This is a genomic window from Curtobacterium sp. MCPF17_050, assembly GCF_003224435.2.
In the GTDB taxonomy this organism is placed as follows: Bacteria; Actinomycetota; Actinomycetes; order Actinomycetales; family Microbacteriaceae; genus Curtobacterium.
In genome coordinates this window covers 2,022,264-2,042,384 of the sequence record NZ_CP126250.1, presented here as the reverse complement: position 1 = coordinate 2,042,384, position 20,121 = coordinate 2,022,264, and the positions used below count along the sequence as shown (strand labels likewise).

Here is a 20,121-nt window from a genome sequence, read left to right as displayed (position 1 = left end):
AGGCCCGACCCGCGACCGGAGCCGGACCCGCGACCGGACCGGCGCGGACCGGTGCCGGACCATGGAGCGGCGGCAGCCTCAGTCGGCGTCGGCCACGGCCTCCCACGCCACGGTGTCGCCCCACGAGCGCTTGCTGAACCGGGTGAGCCCGGCCGGCCACGTGGGCTCGGGGGATCGGGTGCCGCGTTCGACGACGACGACCGCACCGGGCGTCACGCGTGACACGAGGGCCTCGAGCACGTCGGTGACCTCGGACTCGGCGACCTCGTACGGCGGGTCGATGAAGACGAGGTCGAACGTCTTCGCCGTCCCCCGCAGGTACCCCAGTGCGGGCTGTGCGTGGACGTCGATGCGGACACCAGGCGCGCGCTTCTGCACCGCGCGCGCGTTCTCGCGGCAGGCGGCCGCCGCGGACGCGGCGCGGTCCACCAGGGACACCTCGACCGCACCCCGGGACGCGGCTTCGAGGCCGAGCGCACCGGTTCCGGCGTACAGGTCCGCGACCGAGGTGTCGTCGATGAGCCCGCGCGACTCGAGGGAGGAGAACAGCGCCTCGCGCACACGGTCGCTCGTCGGTCGGGTGCCGGACTTCGGCACCCGGAGCGTCGTGGACCCGGCGGCGCCGGCGATGATGCGCGTCATGCTGCCACCGTAGCGGGCCGCGGCGGCGACCCCGGCGTCCTCCACAGCCCCGCCGGGGAGGCTCGTGGCGGGTCGGACGTCGCGGGTACCGTTGGCGTGTGGCCACCTCCAGCACCGATGCCGCTCCGACGAGCCCAGCCGCGGGCGCCGACGCCGCCCGTGCGGGCGCTGCGTCGGCCGGCGGCGCGCCGTCCGCTGCCGTGGGGGGACCCGTGCAGTGGGGCCCGGCGCCGCTCGACGTGCGGCTGGCGAACGTCCTCGGCGGGCGGACGGCGAAGGCGATCGAGAAGGCGTTCGGGCACCGCACCGTCGGGGAGTTCCTCGAGCACGCTCCGCGTCGCTACGCGGAGCGCGGCGCACTCACGGCGCTGGACTCGCTCGCGATCGGCGAGTCGGTCACGATCGTCGCCGAGGTGGTCGAGGTCCGGGAGCGCACCATGCGGGCGCGACGGGGCTCCATCCTCGAGGCCAAGATCGGGGACGGGACGGGCCTGCTGACCCTGACGTTCTTCAACCAGGGGTGGCGGACGAAGGACCTCGTGCCCGGCGCCCGCGGGGTCTTCGCCGGCAAGGTCGGCGACTACCGCGGCGCCCGGCAGCTGGCGCACCCGGACTACGAGCTCTTCGACCGGGACGACCCCCGCGCCACGGCGGACCCGGGGTCGGAGGAGGCGATCCGCTGGTCGCGCCAGCCGATCCCCATCTACCCGGCCACGGCCTCCCTGTCGTCCTGGCAGATCGCGAAGGCCATGGGGGTCGTCCTCGACACGCTGCCGGACGTCGCCGACCCGATCCCGGCCTCCGTCCGGACCCGGCTCGACCTCGTGCCGTTCCGTCGGGCACTCGAACTGCTGCACCGGCCGGAGAAGGTGTCCGACTTCAAACGGGCGCAGGACGCCCTGCGCTACCGCGAGGCGTTCGTGCTGCAGACCGCGCTGGTGCAGCGCCGGATCGCGGCGCGGGCCACGGCGTCCGTCGCCCGGACCGCGTCGCCCGGCGGCGTCCTCGAGCGCTTCGACGCGAGCCTGCCGTTCACCCTGACCGACGACCAGCGGTCGGTCGGGGCCGAGATCGCGCAGGACATGGCCGGGACCTGGCCGATGCACCGGCTCGTGCAGGGCGAGGTCGGTTCGGGCAAGACCCTCGTCGCGATCCGGGCGATGCTCACCGTGGCGGAGTCCGGCGGACAGTCCGCGCTGATCGCCCCGACGGAGGTCCTGGCCGCGCAGCACCTCCGGTCGATCGTGAAGTTCCTCGGGCCGGACCTGGCCGCGGAGCTCCGTCCGGTGATCCTGACCGGGTCGCAGTCCACCGACGAGCGCCGGCGGGCGCTGCTCGCCGCGGCGTCCGGTGGGTCCCGCCTCGTGGTCGGCACGCACGCGTTGCTCGGCGACCGGGTCGACTTCGCCGAACTCGGCCTGGTGGTCGTGGACGAGCAGCACCGCTTCGGGGTGGAGCAGCGTGAGGCCCTGCGGACGAAGGGCTCGACGCCACCGCACGTGCTCGTCCTCACCGCGACGCCCATCCCGCGGACCGTGGCGATGACCGTGTTCGGCGACCTCGACGTCTCGACGATCCAGGGCATGCCGTCGGGCCGGGCCGGGGTCGAGACGTTCACCGTCGGGCTCGCCGAGCACCCCGGGTGGGAGTCCCGCATCTGGACGCGGATGGCCGAGGAGCTGGCGGACGGGCGCCAGGCGTTCGTCGTCTGTCCGGCGATCGACGACGCGCACGGCGAGGACGACGGGACGCCCGGTCCCGCCGGCGACGGAGCCGCGGTTGACGGCACGCCGGGCGGCGCCGACGCCGACGGCACGCCGACCAGGAAGCCCGCGACGGTCCTCGCGACCGCGGAACGGATGCGCGCCATGCCCGTGCTCGCGGGGCGGCGCATCGAGGTCCTGCACGGCCGGATGTCGGCGGAGGAGAAGGACCGCGTGATGACGTCCTTCGCCGACGGCGCGGTCGACGTGCTCGTCGCGACGACGGTGATCGAGGTCGGCGTCGACGTCCCGAACGCCTCGATGATGGCGGTGCTCGACGCCGACCGGTTCGGCGTCTCGCAGCTGCACCAGTTGCGCGGGCGCATCGGTCGCGGGCAGTACGCGGGCGTCTGCCTGCTCGTCACCGCCGCCGAGACCGACACGGTGTCGCGAGAGCGCGTGGACGCGGTGGCCGCGTCCGACGACGGGTTCGAGCTGGCACGGGTCGACCTCGAACTGCGCCGGGAGGGCGACGTGCTCGGCGAACGGCAGTCGGGTGGGCGGTCGTCGTTGACGCTCCTGCGCGTGGTGCAGCACGCCGACCTCATCGTGGACGCGCGGGAGGAGGCCGAACGCCTCCTGGAGGACGACCCGGACCTGAGCGGCAGTCCCGCGCTCCGGGACGCCCTCGCACGCCGCCTCGACGAGTCCGACGCGGCCTTCCTCGGGAAGAACTGAGCGGCGTCGGCCGGTATCGTCGCCCGCATGACGAAGATCGCCGTGGTGCCCGGCTCGTTCGACCCCGTGACGCTGGGACACCTCGACGTGATCGCCCGTGCCGTGGACCTGTTCGACGAGGTGCACGTGCTCGTCGTGCACAACCCCGACAAGAAGGCGGCACTGTTCGACGCCGGGGACCGGGTCCGGCTCATCCGGCAGTCCGTCACGGAGCTCGGGATCCCGGGCCGGGTCGTGGTCGGGGAGTGGACGGCCGGGCTCCTGGTCGACTACTGCCGGCAGGTGGGGTCGAAGATCCTGGTGAAGGGCGTGCGGTCCGGCGAGGACGTGGCCTACGAGACCCCGATGGCGATCATGAACCGGCACCTCGCCGGGGTGGAGACGGTCTTCCTGCTGCCGGACGCCGCCCGGGCGCACGTCTCGAGCTCGCTCATCCGGCAGGTGTCGTCCCTCGGTGGCGACGTGACGCCGTACGTGCCCGACGCGGTGGCCCGCGCGCTCGCCGGGCGGGCCTGACGGCCGGACCGACGGACGGCCGCCCTCGACACGCTCCGGGTGCTCGACTCGTCGGCCTGAGCGGGGTAGGCTGGTTGATCGTGTCTTCCTCCGTGAACAGCCCCTACGCCCTGCGTGTGCGTGACCTCGCGCACCGGCCGGGCGACATGCGCGAGGTGTCGCTCGACATCACCGTCCCGAGCACCCTCGGCGCCGGTCTCATCGCCGTGCGCGAGGGCGACCAGATGCACCTCGACGTGAAGCTCGAGGGCCTCCACGAGGGTGTGCTCGCGTCCGGCACCGCCCGGGCCGAGGCGACGGGGGAGTGCTCGCGCTGCCTCATCGACGTCAGCGAGCTCGTCGAGGTCGAATTCGCGGAACTGTTCGCGTATGATGCCTCGGAGGAATTCGACTACCAGGTTCACGATGACCACGTGGATTGTGAACCGGTCGTCCGAGACGCGGTGGTGCTGTCACTGCCGTTCCAGCCGGTCTGCCGGCCGGACTGCCCAGGACTCGACCCGGAGACGGGTGAGCGCCTGGCGGACATCGGCGAGCGGCCGACCACGTCGGCCACCGATCCTCGCTGGGCTGCGCTCAGCGGGATCCAGTTCGACGACAGCACGCCCGACCAGACCACCGCGGACGAGGAGCGGACGCCGGCCGACCAGGCCGAGTGACCGCCACCGCCCACGACTGACCACCGACCAAGCGAAAGAGAACCACCATGGCCGTCCCCAAGCGCAAGCAGTCCCGTGCGAACACGCACGCCCGTCGATCGCAGTGGAAGGCCGCACCGGTCCAGCTCGTGAAGACGATCGAGAACGGCAAGGTCACCTACAGCCTCCCGCACCGCGCGAAGGTCGTCGAGGACTCGGCCGGCACGCCCCTGTACATGGAGTACAAGGGCCGCAAGGTCGCCGACGTCTGATCGGACTCCCCTCATGACTGCGACGTCCGGCGCCGCGGGGTCCCGCCCCGTGGGGCCGGACGTCGTTCGTCTGCGCGACCTCCTCGACGTGCCGGTGGACCCGGAACTCCTGCAGCTCGCCCTCACCCACCGCTCGTACGCGTACGAGCACGGCGGGATCGGGCACAACGAGCGGCTCGAGTTCCTCGGTGACTCCATCCTCGGGCAGGCCGTGACCGTCAAGCTGTTCCGTGACTACCCGGAACTCGACGAGGGCGAGCTCGCCAAGCGGCGCGCGAGCCTCGTCTCCACGGTCGCCCTCGCCGAGATCGCCCGCCACATCGGGCTCGGCGCGTACCTCCGGCTCGGCAAGGGCGAGGAGCAGACCGGTGGTCGCGACAAGTCGTCGATCCTCGCCGACACGGTGGAAGCCGTGATCGGGGCGACGTACCTGTCCGCCGGCGCCGACGCCGCCACCGACCTGGTGCTGCGGCTCGTCGCGCCGCTGCTGGTCGACCCCGCGCGGTTCGGCGCCGCGATGGACCCGAAGACGAGCCTGCAGGAGCTTGCCTCCGCGCGCTCGCTCGGCAACCCCGCCTACCGCATCACCGAAGCGGGCCCGGACCACGACAAGACCTTCCACGCGACGGTCGTGCTGCAGGGCGAGGACGTCGCCACCGGCACCGGCACGAGCAAGAAGACGGCGGAGATGTCCGCCGCGCTCGACGCCTGGACGCGACTGTCCGGACGTCCCGTCGAGGGCTGACGGGGTGCCCGAACTCCCCGAGGTCGAGGTCGTCCGCGCCGGCCTCGAACCCGCCGTCACCGGCGCCAGGGTGCTCGCCGTGCAGGTGCACGACGAGCGCGCACTCACCCGCCACGACGGGCCTGCCGAGGACTTCGCGCACCGCCTGACCGGGCGGACGATCGCCGCGGCCGTCCGTCGCGGGAAGTTCATGTGGTTCCCGCTGGATCCCGACGGGGACCGACCCGAAGCACTGGTCGCGCACCTCGGCATGAGCGGCCAGATCCTGCTCGGCCGCGACCGACCCGCCGCACGGCACCGGCGGATCGTCCTCGACGTGCAGCCTCCCGGGACGGACCGGGACGGCGTCCGGGAAACGCCAGTGCAGCTCGAGTTCGTCGACCAGCGCACCTTCGGGTCGATGGCGATCGACCGGATGCTGCCCACGGTCGACGGCGCTGCCGCCGGCCACGCCGGGCAGATCGACACGACCGACCCGCGAGCCGACTGGCGCCGACGGATCCCGTTCCAGGTGTCGCACATCGCCCGGGACCCGCTCGACCCCGCGTTCGACGACGACCGCTTCACCGCCGCGGCGCGGAAGCGGTCCAGCGGCATCAAGCGTGTGCTGCTCGACCAGGGGGTGATCAGCGGCATCGGGAACATCTACGCGGACGAGTCGCTGTGGGCAGCGCGCCTGCACTTCGACCGACCGGCCGACCGGCTGCCCCGGGCGACGCTGCACCTGCTCCTCGACGAGGTCCGGGCCGTGCTCCGCCGCGCGCTCGAGGACGGCGGGACGAGCTTCGACGCGCAGTACGTCAACGTGAACGGGCAGTCCGGGTACTTCTCGCAACGCCTCGCGGTGTACGGCCAGCAGGGAGAGCCCTGCCCGCGGTGCGGCACCGCGATCGTGCGTGAGGCCTTCATGAACCGGTCGAGCCACCGCTGCCCCGTGTGCCAGCCCGCTCCGCGGCAGCGCAGGCGTTAGCCTGACGCGAACCGACCAGCCGGAGACCGCATGTACCTGAAGAGCCTGACCCTCAAGGGGTTCAAGTCCTTCGCGCAGCCCACGACGTTCGCGTTCGAGCCGGGCGTCACGTGCATCGTCGGCCCGAACGGCTCCGGCAAGTCGAACGTCGTCGACGCCCTTGCCTGGGTGATGGGGGAGCAGGGGGCGAAGACCCTCCGCGGCGGCAAGATGGAGGACGTCATCTTCGCCGGCACCGCCACCCGCGGTCCCCTCGGTCGCGCACAGGTGACCCTGACGATCGACAACGCCGACGGTCTGCTGCCGATCGAGTACGCCGAGGTGACGATCTCGCGGACGCTGTTCCGGAACGGTGGCAGCGAGTACGCCATCAACGGCGAGAACTGTCGGTTGCTCGACGTCCAGGAGCTGCTGAGCGACACCGGGCTGGGCCGGGAGATGCACGTCATCGTCGGGCAGGGCCAGCTCGACAAGGTGCTGCACGCCACCCCGGAGGACCGGCGCGGGTTCATCGAGGAGGCTGCCGGCATCCTCAAGCACCGCCGCCGGAAGGAGAAGACGCTCCGGAAGCTCGACGCGATGCAGACGAATCTGACACGGTTGTCGGACCTGGCGGGGGAGATCCGCCGGCAGCTCAAACCGCTCGGACGCCAGGCCGAGGTGGCCCGCAAGGCGCAGTCGGTCGCGGCCGTCGCCCGGGACGCCAAGGCCCGCCTGCTCGCCGACGACGTCGTGCGGTTGCGGCGCGAACTGCGCGACCACGTCGAGGTCGAGACCGGTCGGAAGTCCGAGCGCATCGTCCTGCAGGAGCGGCTCGAGCAGATCCGGCAGCGGCAGCAGCAGGTCGAGCAGAGCATGGTCGGCGACGACGCCGACCGCGCCCGGACCGTGGTCCACCGGTTGGAGAGCGTGCAGGAGCGACTGCGCAGCCTGTCGATGCTCGCGAACCAGCGGCTGATGTTCCTCGCGCAGCAGGCCGAGGCACCGCAGCAGGGCCCGACCGTCACGCCCGAGCGGGTCGCCGGCGTCCGCGCCGAAGCCGACCGGCTCGACCTGCGTGCGCAGGAGATGCAGGGTGGGACGACCGCCGTCGGTGAGCGGGTGCAGGCCGCTCGTGCCGCACTCGACGCGCTCGACGAGCAGATCGCCGCGCAGGCTGCCCTCGTCGCGCAGCACGACCTGGACGGCCAGCGGCTCGCCGGAGCCGTCGAGGTGGCGCGCTCGCGGCGATCGTCGGCCGTCGCCGACCGGGAGCGGCGGGAGCGAGCGCTCTCCGAGGCGGTCGTCCGTGCCGAGCAGGCCGCTGCCGCCCTGGAGGACCTCGGTCGCGACCCGGCGCTGGACACCGACGACGAGACACTCACCGCGACACTGGCGGCGGCCCGCGACCAGCTCGACCGAGCCCAGGCGGACCGGGACGCGCACCGGGACCGGCTGCACGCGCTCGAGCGTGAACGGGACGCCCTCGACGCCCGCATCGCGGCGCTCGCGCTCTCGATCGACGTCCGTGACGGTTCGCAAGCGCTCATCGACGCCGGTCGCGAGGGGATCGCCGGCCGGCTCGCCGACCGTCTCACGGTCACGCCCGGCTACGAGGCGGCCGTCGCCACCGCACTCGACGGGCTCGCGGACGCCGTGCTCGCCGAGGACCGGCGGGCTGCGCTCGACGCCGTCGACCACGCCCGGGCCGCGGACCTCGGTCGCATCGACGTGGTCGTCGCCGACGTGGCCGGCAGTGCGTCACGGCTGCCCGCCGCACTGCCGCCCGGCGTCCGAGCCGCGCTCGACGTCGTCGCCGGCCCGCCCGCGCTCACCGCGGTCCTGACGGAGACGCTGGTCGCCGACCGGGACGACGTCGACCTGGAGGCGGTGCTCGCGGCCGCCCCGGACGCCACGGTGGTCACGCGGTCCGGCGACCTCGTGCGCGCGGCGCGGGTGACCGGCGGCGGGCAGCGCTCGACGTCCCGCATCGAGTTGACCGCGGACCGCGACGCAGCGGCCACCCGCCGGGAGACCGTGGTGAGCGAGGCGGAGGAGGCGGCCGCGGGCCTCCAGGCTGCGCGGACCGCGGTCGAGGCCGCACGGCGGGCGGTGGACGAGGCGGACCAGGCTGCGCGCGCCCACGCCCGCGCGACCGCGGAGTACGACCGGACCAGTGCCTCCGCCCGGGCCCGGGCTGAGAACACCGCTGCCGAGGTCGAGCGGCTGCGCGCAGCCCTCGCCGAGACGGACGGTGCGACCGCGGCCTCCGAAGCGGCACTCGCCGCGGCCGAGGCGGAGCTCCGGGCCTTCGCGGAGCGCCCGCGCCCGGTCGTCGACGCGTCCGCCCGGCCGGCGGCGCAGGACGCCGTCGACGCCACCCGGGCGGCGGAGATCGAACACCGACTGCAGGTCGAGACCGCCCGCGAGCGTGCCCGGGCCGAGCGGCGTCGGGCGGACCAGCTCGAGCGGCAACTCGGTGCGGAGCGGGCGGCGGCCGAGGAGGCTGCGCGTCTCGCGGTCATCCGACGGGGGCAGATCGCCTCGGCCGAGGGCGTCCTGGCCGACCTGCCGGTGGTCCTCGCCGCCGTCGATCGTTCGCTGGCCGAGGCCCGGGTGCAGCTCGCGACCGAGGAGTCCGAGCGCACGAAGCGCAACACCGAGCTGCAGGGCATCCGGAACGAGGAGCGCGAGCTGCGGGACCGTCTGCAGACCATCACCGACGGGGTGCACTCGCTCGAGATGGAGATCTACGAGAAGCGGCTGCACCTGTCCGGGGTCCTCGACCGGGCGCAGAGCGAACTCGGGCTCGGCGAGACCGTGCTCGTCGCCGAGTACGGGCCGGACGTCCCCGTGCCGGTCGACGTGCTCATCGACCCGCGGGTGCTCGCACGACGGCACCGCGAGGCGGCACGAGCGGCCGCTGCCGAGGACGTGTCGACGGGGGCCGAGGACACGGCCGCTGACAACCTCGACCCGGTCGGTGACGACGAGACCGACGAGACCGACGAGACCGACGACAGCGACGAGACCGTGCTCGCCGCCGGCTCGACCCTGCCCGGCGGGCCTGCCCTGCCCGAGTACGAGGCACCCGACGTCGACCCCGCGGACGTCCCGACCACGCCGTACGTCCGCGCCGAGCAGGAGCGTCGACTCGCCGCGGCCGAGCGTGACCTCGGGCGGCTCGGCAAGGTGAACCCGCTCGCGCTCGAGGAGTTCCAGGCGCTCGAGCAGCGGCACGCGTTCCTGTCCGACCAGCTCGACGACCTGCAGAAGACCCGCGCCGACCTCCTGACGATCATCGAGGAGCTCGACGGGAAGATGCAGACCATCTTCGCGTCCGCGTTCGAGGACACCCGCGAGGCGTTCGACGTCGTGTTCCCGATCCTGTTCCCCGGCGGCTCCGGGTCGATCACGTTGACGAACCCGGACGACCTGCTCACCACCGGCATCGACGTGCAGGTCAAGCCCGCGGGCAAGAAGATCGACCGGCTGACGCTGCTGTCCGGTGGGGAGCGGTCCCTGGCTGCCGTGGCGCTGCTCGTGGCGATCTTCACGGCCCGGCCGAGCCCGTTCTACATCATGGACGAGGTCGAGGCGGCGCTCGACGACGCGAACCTCGGCCGCCTGCTCACCGTGTTCGGGCGGCTGCAGGAGTCGTCGCAGCTCATCGTCATCACACACCAGAAGCGGACCATGGAGATCGCCGACGCGCTGTACGGGGTCTCGATGCGGCAGGACGGCGTGTCCGCCGTCGTCGGACAGCGGGTGCAGAAGCCCGAGCCCGCCGCAGCGGTCGCGTAGCCGACGCGGTCGGAGACGGACGGGAGGCTCCCCACCGGCCCGTTCCGGACCGACGCGCCAGCGGCGGGTCGGCCGTGACCGGTGGGGAGCCTCCTGTCAGGCGTGCAGGTGGCGACTACTTCGCGTCGGCCTCGACGGCGTCCGCCGGCTCGCCGGTCGGGGTGAGGCCGCGCTGCTGGCGCTTCTTCGACACGACGAGGCTCGCGACCGTCGCGACGGTGATCGTCAGGAGGATGAAGCCCAGCGAGAACCAGATCGGGATCTCGGGCGCCCACTCGACGTGCTGACCGCCGTTGATGAACGGCACCTCGTTGACGTGCAGGGCGTGGAAGACGAGCTTCACGCCGATGAAGGCGAGGATGACGGCCAGGCCCTGACCGAGGTAGATGAGCCGCTCGAGCAGGCCGGCGATGAGGAAGTAGAGCTGGCGGAGACCGAGGAGCGAGAACGCGTTCGCGGTGAACACGATGAACGCGTCCTGCGTCAGCCCGAAGATCGCGGGGATCGAGTCGAGCGCGAAGAGCACGTCCGTCAGGCCGATCGAGACCATGACGAGCAGCATCGGGGTGAAGAGGCGCTTGCCGTCGACCTTGGTGGTGAGGCGGTCACCGTCGTAGTGCTCGGAGGTCGGGATCACGCGGCGGAGCAGACGGATGAGCTTCGAGTCGCCCTCCTCGGCACCGTGTTCGTCGCCGCCCTTGGCCTGCGACCACGCGAGCCAGAACAGGAGGAGACCGAACAGGTAGAAGACCCACGAGAAGTTCTCGATGATCGTGACGCCGAGGGCGATGAAGACACCGCGCGCCACGAGGGCGATCGCGACACCGACGAGCAGGACCTTCTGCTGGAACTCCTTCGGCACCGCGAAGGTCGTCATGATGATGAGGAAGACGAAGAGGTTGTCGACCGACAACGCCTTCTCGGTCAACCAGCCGGCGAAGTACTCACCGCCGGCCTGTCCGCCGCCGAACACCCACACGCCGACACCGAACAGGATCGCGAGCGCGATGTAGACGATGGACCAGAAGGCCGATTCGCGGATGTGCGGCACGTGCGGCGTGCGCACGTGCGAGAAGAAGTCGAACACGAGCAGGCCGAGGATGCCTGCGATCGTGAAGAGCCACACGTACAGGGGGACGTCCATGGAGAGCCTCCAGGTCAGGGGCGTGCCACACAGAGAAAGTGGGTACGCCGGAGCCTGAAGGTCTCTTCCGCCGCGGTCCCGTCCGGTGATCCGGTGGGGCCGCGACCGACGCCCCGGGTCCGGGTCGTTCCGGGCCGTACTGACGGGGTCGCCGAGAGGGAATACTCCCCTTCGCGACTCCGACCCTACCGAAGGCCGGCACCGAGTGGGCACCCGTAAGCTGGGAACATGGCGAGTAGTTGGTCCCTGTCCTCCCGGCTCCGTGGTCTGTTCCAGCGGAAGACCATCGACGAGACGACGTGGGAGGACCTGGAGACGGCGCTGATCGGCGCGGACTTCGGCCCCGACATCTCCGAGGAGATCATCGAGGACCTCCGTGCGCGCGTCGCCCGGTACGACACGACGGACCCCGCCGACCTCAACCGCATGCTGCGCGAGGTGCTCGAGGAGCGGCTGTCGAAGCTCGACACGACGCTCAAGCTGAGCAACCGTCCCGCCGTGGTCCTCGTCGTCGGCGTCAACGGCGTCGGCAAGACCACCACCATCGGGAAGTTCGCGAAGTTCCTCCGCACCTACGACCGCACGGTCCTGGTCGGCGCCGCCGACACGTTCCGCGCCGCGGCCGTCGAGCAGGTCGCGACGTGGGCGCAGCGTGCCGGCGTCGACGTCGTCCGCCCCGCACAGCCCGGGCAGGACCCGGCGTCGGTGGCGTACCAGACTGTCGAGCGTGCGATCCGCGAGGGCACGGAGATCGTCGTCATCGACACCGCCGGCCGGCTGCACACGAAGGCCGGGCTGATGGACGAGCTCGGCAAGATCAAGCGCGTCGTCGAGAAGCAGACCGAGATCGCCGAGGTCCTGCTCGTGCTCGACGCGACGACCGGGCAGAACGGGCTCGCGCAGGCGCAGGCCTTCATCGAGGGCGCCGGGGTCACGGGACTCGTCATCACGAAGCTCGACGGGTCGGCCAAGGCCGGGTTCGTGCTCAGCGTGCAGGAGAAGACGGGCATCCCGATCAAGCTCATCGGCCAGGGCGAGGGCATCAACGACCTGACCGGCTTCACGCCGCACGTCTTCGTGCAGAACCTGGTCGGGTGAGTCCCGTCCTCCGCCGGCTGACCGACCGCGCTCCCGGCGGCGTCTCCGTCCTCGAGCTCGTGGTGATGTGCTGCGTCGCCGTCGCGCTCACGTTCGGGAGCCTGTTCCACAAGCTGCAGTGCGCGGCGGACGGGTTGGACCTGGCGTACGTGACGGGGCACGCGTGCCTCGGCGACACCCTCAGCCTGTGGGGGATCCGCGACCTCGGGTCGCACGTGTTCCCCTACGTCGGGGAGCTCACCGACCGCGGTCTGCCGCCCGGCACCCTCGAGTACCCGACGCTGACCGGCCTCTGGGCCTGGCTGTCGGCACTGCCCGTCGACTCGCTGCGCGGGTTCCTCGTCGTCACGGCGATCACCTTCGTGCCCGTGGTGGTCCTGGTCACCGTGTTCCTGGCCCGCGTCGCCGGGCGCCGCGCCTGGGTCTTCGCCGCGACTCCGCCGCTGTTCCTCTACGCGCTCTACAACTGGGACCTGCTCACCGTGCTCTGCACCGCTGCCGGCCTGTTCGCCGCGGTGCGGTGGCCGGCCGGACGCGCACCCGTCTGGCGAGCGGTCGTCGTCGGGGCGCTGTTCGGCCTCGGCGGGGCCTTCAAGCTCTACCCGCTCGCGTTCGTCGCACCGTTCGTCCTCGCCTTCCTGGTCGACGCCGGTGTGGCGTGGCCTGACCGGTTCCGCCGCGCGGCCGCTGCCGTGGCGGGTGCCGTCGGCGTGGTGCTCGCGGCCAACCTGCCGTTCGTGGTCGTCAACGCCACGTCGTGGTTCTCCGTCATCCGGTTCCAGGGCACCCGGGCCATCGACCCGAGCACGATGTCGGTCTGGTACTGGGGCCTGCAGCCGTGGTCGGCGAACCCCGACCCGGGCGTGCAGCACAAGCTGAACCTGCTCTCCACCGGAGCGACCGCGGTCGCCGTGCTGGCCGTCCTGGTCGTCGGGCTCCTCATCGGGCTCCGCCGCGGTCGGATGCCGTGGATCGAGACGAGTGCGGCCCTGCTCTGCGCCTACCTGGTCGCGAACAAGGTCGATTCGCTGCAGTACGTCCTGTGGCTCACCCCGTTCTTCGCGGTCGTGCGCATCCGCCTGTGGTGGGTCGTCGCGTACATGACGGCGAACCTGCTGCTCTTCGTCGGCTGGTTCCACAGCTTCGCGCTGAAGGCGGTCGGCATGACGGCGCGGAGCTGGGCGGACGAGGCGCAGTCGATCGGCATCTGGGGACAGATCATCCTGCTGCCGATCCTGGCGGTCGTCTTCCTCCGCAGTCGTGCCGTGGACAGTGACGTCGCTCAGGGTGTGGACGTCGACGTCGACCGGCGCGCGCAGCAGCCTGCTGACGTGTACCGTCCGGCTGGTACCTGACCGACCGGAAGAGGACATCTCATGCCCGCACTGCTCATCATCGCGATCATCGTCGGCGTCGTCCTGCTGATCACCGGCATCGTCAGCGCCGCGCTCAAGGCCCTGCTCTTCATCGGGCTGGTGCTCATCGTGCTCGCCGTCGTGGGGTGGATCCTCCGGCGCGTGCGCGGAGGCGGCTCGCGCGTCTGACGTCGCGACACCACGGCCACTGGCGCGTCCCGTTCGGCGGGGACGCGCCAGTCGTCGTTCCGGTCGCGCTGTCGAGGTGACGAACGGCCCGGACCGGTGGGAGGCCTCCCGGCCGGCCGCTGCCGTTGGTGCCCGCCGGTCCGGGAGTCAGACCGACTGTCGACCTGCCGGCGCCTCGAGCAGGTGCGCCAGGTGCGCCGGCACCGTCCCACCGCGAGCGACCGTCGCCCGGGCCCAGAGGCGTCCGGCCCGGTAGGACGACCGCACGAGCGGTCCGGCGAGGACACCGGCGAACCCCATGCCCTCGGCCAGCTCGCGGAGCTCGACGAACTCCTCCGGTCGCACCCACCGAGCGACGGGCAGGTGCCGCGGCGAGGGGCGGAGGTACTGCGTCAGCGTGATGATGTCCGTCCCCGCGTCGCGGAGCTGCTGCAGGGCGTCCTCGACCTCGTGCCGTTCCTCGCCCATGCCGAGGATGAGGTTCGACTTCGTCACGAGACCGGCGTCCCGCCCCTGTGTGATGACGTCGAGGGAGCGGTCGTAGCGGAACGCCGGGCGGATGCGCTTGAAGATGCGCGGGACGGTCTCGACGTTGTGGGCGAAGACCTCGGGCCGGGCGTCGAACACCGCACCGAGCTGGTCCGGTCGGCCGGAGAAGTCCGGCACGAGGATCTCGACGCCGGTGCCGGGGGAGTGCTCGTGGACAGCGCGGATCGTCTCGGCGTAGAGCCATGAGCCGCCGTCGTCGAGGTCGTCCCGCGCGACGCCGGTGACCGTCGCGTACCGCAGCTGCATGGCAGCGACCGAGTCCGCGACGCGCCGCGGCTCGTCCCGGTCCAGGGGCTCCGGCCTGCCGGTGTCGATCTGGCAGAAGTCACAGCGGCGGGTGCACTGCGAGCCGCCGATGAGGAACGTGGCCTCGCGGTCCTCCCAGCACTCGAACACGTTCGGGCAGCCGGCCTCCTGGCAGACCGTGTGGAGGCGCTGGTCACGCACCAGGTCGGTGAGCTCCCGGTACGCCGGGCCCTGCGTGGCGCGGGTCTTGATCCATGCGGGCTTCGCCTCGATGGGGGTCTCGGCGTTGCGTGCCTCGACGCGGAGCATCCGCCGGCCTTCCGGGGCGAGGGTCATGCTGCGGTCTCCTGTCGATCGGCGGCGGCCGGGAGGCCCGACCCGCTTCCGGCGTGCACGGTCGTCTCGTCCCACGGCCGGCTCGGGGCGCCTCCGCGTACCGCGGCCACGGCATCGAGGACGCCGGCGGTCACCACCTCGACGACGTCGTCCACGGAGACCGGTCGTCCGGCGGCGAGGCTCAACGTCGTCACGCCGGCGTCGGCGATGCCGCACGGCACGATCGCCTCGAAGGCCGTCAACGGGTTCGAGCAGTTGAGCGCGATGCCGTGGCTCGAGACCCCCTGGGACACGTGCAGTCCGACCGCACCGACCTTCGCCGCCGTCGGCCCGGTCCCGACCCAGGCTCCGCTCCGCCCCGGCACCCGCTCGGCGGGAACGCCGACGGCCGCCGCCGCGTCGATGAGCACCTGCTCGAGCGACCGGACCCACGCGACGACGTCGAGCGGCTCGCCGAGCCGGACGATCGGGTACGCGACCAGCTGTCCCGGGCCGTGCCAGGTGATCCGGCCACCGCGGTCGACCTCGACGACCGGAGAGCCGCCCGTCGGCAGGTCAGCGGGCTGGGTCCGTCGCCCGGCGGTGTAGACGGACGGGTGCTCGCAGAGGACCAGGACCCCCGGGGAACGCCCGGCGACGACGTCGGTGTGCAGCGACCGCTGCAGCGCGAGCCCCTCGGTGTAGGGCAGGAGTCCCGGCCGACGGACCACCTCGAGGTCGGTCATGGGCCGAGGGTACCGAGTAGTTGGACTGCGTACAAGAACCCGGTTGCGGACGAAGCGGACCGGCACTGGCGCTCCGCTGCGGTCTCACGACCAGCGGCGCACCGCCGCTCAGGAGGAGTCCTCGGCGATCTGGCGAGCCTCCGTCGACCGCGCTTCGCTGCCTGAACAGGATCGCGGCTCCTGCGCCTTGTCATACTCTGATGAGAAGAGTATCCTTGCTACATGAGCACGCCGGAGATGCGCGAACCGACCCTGCTCGTGCTGACCTCCCTCGCCGGAGGGCGCAAGCACGGGTACGGGCTCATCGGCGACGCCGCCGAGTTGTCCGAGGGGCGGGTGCGACTCAAGGTCGGCACGCTCTACGCCGTGCTCGACCGGCTCCTCGACCAGGGCCTGGTCGCCGAGGCGGGCGAAGAGGTCGTCGACGGACGACTCCGTCGCTACTTCGAACTCACCGACACCGGCGCCGACGTACTCGACGCCGAGGTCCGCCGCATCGAGGCCAACGCCGCCGCTGCACGCGCGCGGCTCACCGCGTGGCGGCCGGCTCCGGCCACACGCAGCATCCACATCCGACTGGGGGGAGTGTCGTGACGAACACGAGGCTGGGACAGGGCGCGAGCCTGGAACGCGAATACGGACGGGTGCTCGGGTGGTACCCGTCCCGGTGGCGGCGGACGCACGGGTCGGCGATGCTCGGCACCCTGCTCGACGTCGCCGAGGGGGAGGGCCGCGACCGACCGGCGCACGGAGAACTCGCGGACCTGCGGTGGCAGGGCCTCCGCGAACGCGTCAACGCCGTCGTGCCGGCCGACGTCCGGGCGCTCGCCGCGTCGATCGGCACCGGCTCCGCGGCCGGCTTCGCCCTGGTCTACCTGCTCGCGGTGTCCTGGGTGCCGTGGGGGCCACCGGCGGGGACGGCCTGGCCTGAGCTGCCGTGGTTCGGCCCGTTCCGCAACCCCGGGGTGCTCTTCGCGGTCCCGGTGCTGATGGGAGCGCTCGCCGCCCTCGTCCGGCAGCGGATCCTCGCTCACGTGTCCGCGGTGATCGCCGTGCTCGGCGTCGTCGTCGCACGGATCACCGTGCAAGCGACCGAGAACTGGAACGGACCGGGGACGACCACGCTCGTGACGGTGGCGGCGCTCGTCGTGGTCGCGAACGTCGGCGATCCACGGGACCGTCGAGCGCTCGGCGTCGCGTTCGCGGTCGTCACCGTCGGGCTGGCGCTCTTCGCCGGCCTGCAGCTGCCGACCGGTCACCCGTTCGAGTCGACGCTCTTCACGGACGGCGCGTGGTGGGGCGCCGCGGTGACGCCGGCGCTCCTCGGCGGCACCGGGGTCCTGGTCCTCGTGACGGTGGTCGGACTGGTCCGTCGTCGCCGGACGGACATCGCGGCAGCGCTCGCCGTGGCCTGGATGCCGTGGGCGCTCGCAGGGACCATCACGCTCCGGTACTTCGCCTCCGAGGACGTCGCCTCGCTCCTCATGGCGGTCGGGTCGACCGCGATGGCGCTCGTCGCCCTGGTGGTCGCCCGCCGGGTCCCCGAGCGGTTCCGACGCGAGCGGGCGTGAACGGCGCCGGCGGTGCGGGCCCGCGCAGCGCCTCCCGGGCCGACGACCGCGGACGGTAGGATGGTCGGATCATGGCGCAATTCGGTTCACTCTCCGATCGGCTCACCGAGACCTTCCGCAACCTGCGGAGCAAGGGACGGCTGACCCCGTCCGACGTGGACGGCACCGTCCGCGAGATCCGGCGGGCCTTGCTCGACGCGGACGTCGCGCTCGAGGTGGTGAAGTCGTTCACCGCCGCCGTGCGTGAACGTGCGCTCTCGGACGAGGTCAACAAGGCCCTCAACCCGGCGCAGCAGGTCGTCCAGATCGTCAACGAAGAACTCGTGGGCATCCTCGGCGGGCAGCAGCGCCGCCTCGAGTTCGCCAAGCGACCCCCGACGGTCATCATGCTCGCGGGTCTGCAGGGCGCCGGCAAGACGACCCTCGCGGGCAAGCTCGGCAAGTGGCTCAAGAAGGACGGCCACACCCCGATGCTCGTCGCGGCGGACCTCCAGCGTCCGAACGCCGTGCAGCAGCTGCAGGTCGTCGGTGAGCAGGCCGGCGTGCACGTCTTCGCCCCGGAGCCCGGCAACGGCGTCGGCGACCCGGTCAAGGTCGCCAAGAACGCGATCAAGGCCGCCGTCGACCAGCAGTACGACACCGTCATCGTCGACACCGCCGGTCGACTCGGTGTCGACGCCGAGCTCATGAAGCAGGCGGCGAACATCCGCAAGGCGGTCGACCCGGACGAGGTCCTGTTCGTCATCGACGCGATGATCGGTCAGGACGCGGTGAACACCGCCCGTGCCTTCCAGGAGGGCGTCGACTTCACCGGCGTCGTGCTGTCGAAGCTCGACGGCGATGCCCGCGGTGGTGCGGCGCTGTCGGTCGCGTCGGTCACGGGCCGGCCGATCATGTTCGCCTCGACGGGTGAGGGGCTCGACGACTTCGAGCCGTTCCACCCGGACCGCATGGCGAGCCGCATCCTCGACCTCGGCGACATCCTGTCCCTCATCGAGCAGGCGCAGGGCGCGTTCGACGAGGAAGAGGCGCGCAAGGTCGCGGACAAGATCGCGTCCGACAACTTCACGCTGAACGACTTCCTGCAGCAGATGCAGCAGCTGCGCAAGGCCGGCTCGATCAAGGGCATGCTCGGCATGCTCCCGGGTGCGAAGGGCATGCGCGAGGCGCTCGACAACTTCGACGAGCGGGAGATCATCCGCACCGAGGCGATCATCCAGTCGATGACGCCGCAGGAACGCGAACTGCCGAAGCTCCTGAACGGTTCCCGTCGTCTCCGCATCGCGCGCGGTGCCGGCTCGACCGTGACCGAGGTGAACGCCCTCGTCAACCGGTTCGAGCAGGCCGCGAAGATGATGAAGACCGTGGCGCGCGGCGGTGTGCCGCAGATGCCGGGCATGGGACCGATCCCGGGCATGCACGGCGGCAAGAAGCAGCAGCCGCAGACCAAGAAGAAGAAGGTCGGCAACCCGGCCAAGCGCGCGGCGCTCGCCGCGGGCACCCCGGCCACCCCGCAGCAGGCACCGTCCGGCGCCGGGCTCGGGCTCGGCATGGGCAAGGGCGGCAAGACACCCAGCGAGGAGGAGCTCGCCTCGCTCCAGAAGTTCCTCGGTCGCTGACCACGACCAGGGGTCGCGCACGCGACCACCATCACGACGGGAGGCCCGTCACCGGCTGGTGACGGGCCTCCCGTCGTGCGTCCGGCGGGTGTCAGAGCGAGTCGCGCAGCTCCGCGACGAGGTGCCGGACCACGGCGCGCAGGTCCCCGCTGTTCTCCTGCGCCACCGCGAGTTGCCGCTGGTATGACGCGCCGCGCTCGATCATCGTGTCGAGGTGGTGCAGCTCCTGCTGGCAACCGAGCCGCTCGGCGACCGGGTCGAGCCGGGTGACGAGGTCGTGCACCTCGTCGGTCACGAGCCGTTCGTCGCCGGCGACGTTCGTGATGATCTCGGCATCCATGCCGTACCGGGCAGCGCGCCACTTGTTCTCGCGGACGAACCAGGGCTGCATCGCCTGGAGGGTCTCGCCGGCGTCGAGCCGGTCGGAGCTCTCGGTCACCAGGCACTGCACGAGGGCGGTGACGGCGCCGACCTCGTCGAGCGTGGAGATCCCGTCGGACACGCGGTTCTCCAGCGTGCCCCAGCCCGGCGACGGTCGGATGTCCCAGCGCAGGTCCTTCACGCCGTCGATCACGCCGGTGTGCACGAGGTCCCCGACGACCTCCTCGAAGTTCGCCCATGCCCCGAGCTGCGGCGGGAGTCCGCCGGTCGGGAGCTGCTGGAACATCAGGGCCCGGTTCGACGCGTAGCCGGTGTCGGTGCCACCCCAGAACGGACTCGACGCGGTGAACGCCTGCAGGTGCGGGACGAAGCCGAGCATCGCGTTCATGATCGGGACGGCCTTGTCCCGGTCGTCGATGCCGACGTGCACGTGGACGCCCCAGATGAGCATCTGCCGTCCCCACCAGCGGGTCCGGTCGATGAGTTCCGCGTAGTGCTCGCTGTCCGGGGTGATCTCCTGCTGGTCCCACTGGGCGAACGGGTGTGTGCCGGAACACATCACGTCGGCGTCGAGGGGAGTCGCGGCGTCGATGACCTCGCCGATGATGCCGGAGAGTTCCCGCGTCGCCCCGCCGACCGAACGGTGGACGCCGGTGACGACCTCGACCGTGTTCGTCAGGAGCTCCTCCGTCACCCGGTCCGCATCGCCCAGGCGCTCCCGCACGGCGGCGAGCACAGCCGGTGCCCGGGGAGCGAGGTCACCCGTCGCGCGGTCGACGAGGGGCAGCTCCCACTCGACGCCGATCGTCGACGGGGCTGATTCGGTGAACCGGATGTCCATGGGGCCATCCTGCCCGTCCACCTGACGGATCGGCGGGGAGCGCGGCGTGTCCGCCCTGAC

General features: G+C 71.9%; 18 protein-coding genes. 13 read left to right on the top strand and 5 right to left on the bottom strand.

Annotated elements, in window-relative coordinates; all coding sequences use genetic code 11:
- Positions 1–78 precede the first annotated feature (78 nt).
- Complete coding sequence (locus DEJ34_RS09650) at positions 79–642, bottom strand: RsmD family RNA methyltransferase (RefSeq protein ID WP_110826160.1); 564 nt, start codon at positions 640–642, stop codon at positions 79–81.
- Positions 643–854: 212 nt separating this feature from the next.
- Here DEJ34_RS09650 and DEJ34_RS09645 point away from each other — a divergent pair, with 212 nt between their 5' ends.
- The 7 genes from DEJ34_RS09645 (at position 855) to DEJ34_RS09615 (ending at position 10,007) form a co-directional block, all read left to right on the top strand.
- Positions 855–3,083 carry an ATP-dependent DNA helicase RecG gene (locus tag DEJ34_RS09645; RefSeq protein ID WP_110901513.1) on the top strand — a complete coding sequence of 743 codons (2,229 nt, stop codon included), beginning with the start codon at positions 855–857 and terminating at the stop codon, positions 3,081–3,083.
- A 27-nt stretch (positions 3,084–3,110) separates the two neighbouring features.
- Positions 3,111–3,599 (top strand): pantetheine-phosphate adenylyltransferase, encoded by a 489-nt coding sequence (coaD, locus tag DEJ34_RS09640; RefSeq protein WP_110890942.1) that lies wholly within the window; start codon positions 3,111–3,113, stop codon positions 3,597–3,599.
- Positions 3,600–3,679: 80 nt separating this feature from the next.
- Positions 3,680–4,258, top strand: a complete 579-nt coding sequence (locus DEJ34_RS09635; protein ID WP_258368392.1) for a YceD family protein — start codon at positions 3,680–3,682, stop codon at positions 4,256–4,258.
- 47 nt (positions 4,259–4,305) lie between these two features.
- Positions 4,306–4,509 carry a 50S ribosomal protein L32 gene (gene rpmF / locus DEJ34_RS09630; RefSeq protein ID WP_022905230.1) on the top strand — a complete coding sequence of 68 codons (204 nt, stop codon included), beginning with the start codon at positions 4,306–4,308 and terminating at the stop codon, positions 4,507–4,509.
- 13 nt (positions 4,510–4,522) lie between these two features.
- Entirely contained in the window at positions 4,523–5,254 is a 732-nt protein-coding gene (gene rnc, locus DEJ34_RS09625; RefSeq protein WP_110901499.1) for a ribonuclease III, read from the top strand.
- Between the two features lie 4 nt (positions 5,255–5,258).
- Positions 5,259–6,224 carry a bifunctional DNA-formamidopyrimidine glycosylase/DNA-(apurinic or apyrimidinic site) lyase gene (mutM, locus tag DEJ34_RS09620; RefSeq protein WP_110901498.1) on the top strand — a complete coding sequence of 322 codons (966 nt, stop codon included), beginning with the start codon at positions 5,259–5,261 and terminating at the stop codon, positions 6,222–6,224.
- Positions 6,225–6,254: 30 nt separating this feature from the next.
- The gene (locus tag DEJ34_RS09615) at positions 6,255–10,007 is read left to right on the top strand and encodes a chromosome segregation SMC family protein (RefSeq protein ID WP_110911885.1); all 3,753 of its coding nucleotides are present in this window, start codon (positions 6,255–6,257) and stop codon (positions 10,005–10,007) included.
- Positions 10,008–10,122: 115 nt separating this feature from the next.
- Here DEJ34_RS09615 and DEJ34_RS09610 read toward each other — a convergent pair whose 3' ends face one another.
- The gene (locus DEJ34_RS09610) at positions 10,123–11,151 is read right to left on the bottom strand and encodes a TerC family protein (RefSeq protein ID WP_110826136.1); all 1,029 of its coding nucleotides are present in this window, start codon (positions 11,149–11,151) and stop codon (positions 10,123–10,125) included.
- 228 nt (positions 11,152–11,379) lie between these two features.
- On the opposite strand from DEJ34_RS09610, the gene ftsY reads away from it, so the two are divergent.
- From ftsY to DEJ34_RS09595, 3 genes are read left to right on the top strand one after another with little or no spacing between them, the layout of a single operon-like run.
- The gene (gene ftsY, locus DEJ34_RS09605) at positions 11,380–12,249 is read left to right on the top strand and encodes a signal recognition particle-docking protein FtsY (RefSeq protein WP_110826137.1); all 870 of its coding nucleotides are present in this window, start codon (positions 11,380–11,382) and stop codon (positions 12,247–12,249) included.
- Positions 12,246–13,604: a glycosyltransferase family protein gene (locus DEJ34_RS09600; protein ID WP_110826138.1), complete on the top strand. Its 1,359-nt coding sequence runs from the start codon at positions 12,246–12,248 to the stop codon at positions 13,602–13,604. Before ftsY ends, DEJ34_RS09600 begins: the two co-directional genes overlap by 4 nt.
- A 21-nt stretch (positions 13,605–13,625) precedes the next feature.
- Entirely contained in the window at positions 13,626–13,793 is a 168-nt protein-coding gene (locus DEJ34_RS09595; RefSeq protein WP_181419521.1) for a hypothetical protein, read from the top strand.
- Positions 13,794–13,940: 147 nt separating this feature from the next.
- Here DEJ34_RS09595 and lipA read toward each other — a convergent pair whose 3' ends face one another.
- Positions 13,941–14,924, bottom strand: coding sequence for a lipoyl synthase (lipA, locus tag DEJ34_RS09590; RefSeq protein ID WP_110901496.1), 984 nt, complete (start codon positions 14,922–14,924; stop codon positions 13,941–13,943).
- Complete coding sequence (gene lipB, locus DEJ34_RS09585) at positions 14,921–15,649, bottom strand: lipoyl(octanoyl) transferase LipB (protein ID WP_110911884.1); 729 nt, start codon at positions 15,647–15,649, stop codon at positions 14,921–14,923. The genes lipA and lipB overlap by 4 nt, the downstream gene beginning before the upstream one ends.
- A gap of 222 nt (positions 15,650–15,871) precedes the next feature.
- On the opposite strand from lipB, the gene DEJ34_RS09580 reads away from it, so the two are divergent.
- The 3 genes from DEJ34_RS09580 to ffh all read left to right on the top strand — a co-directional run bounded on the left by DEJ34_RS09580 (position 15,872) and on the right by ffh (position 18,839).
- Positions 15,872–16,243 carry a PadR family transcriptional regulator gene (locus DEJ34_RS09580; protein ID WP_110901494.1) on the top strand — a complete coding sequence of 124 codons (372 nt, stop codon included), beginning with the start codon at positions 15,872–15,874 and terminating at the stop codon, positions 16,241–16,243.
- Positions 16,240–17,220 carry a hypothetical protein gene (locus tag DEJ34_RS09575; RefSeq protein WP_146234153.1) on the top strand — a complete coding sequence of 327 codons (981 nt, stop codon included), beginning with the start codon at positions 16,240–16,242 and terminating at the stop codon, positions 17,218–17,220. Before DEJ34_RS09580 ends, DEJ34_RS09575 begins: the two co-directional genes overlap by 4 nt.
- A 71-nt stretch (positions 17,221–17,291) precedes the next feature.
- Positions 17,292–18,839 carry a signal recognition particle protein gene (gene ffh, locus DEJ34_RS09570; protein ID WP_110901492.1) on the top strand — a complete coding sequence of 516 codons (1,548 nt, stop codon included), beginning with the start codon at positions 17,292–17,294 and terminating at the stop codon, positions 18,837–18,839.
- A 91-nt stretch (positions 18,840–18,930) separates the two neighbouring features.
- On the opposite strand, the gene DEJ34_RS09565 is transcribed toward ffh, so the two are convergent.
- The gene (locus tag DEJ34_RS09565) at positions 18,931–20,061 is read right to left on the bottom strand and encodes a glutamate--cysteine ligase (protein WP_110901491.1); all 1,131 of its coding nucleotides are present in this window, start codon (positions 20,059–20,061) and stop codon (positions 18,931–18,933) included.
- Between the last annotated feature and the right edge of the window lie 60 nt (positions 20,062–20,121).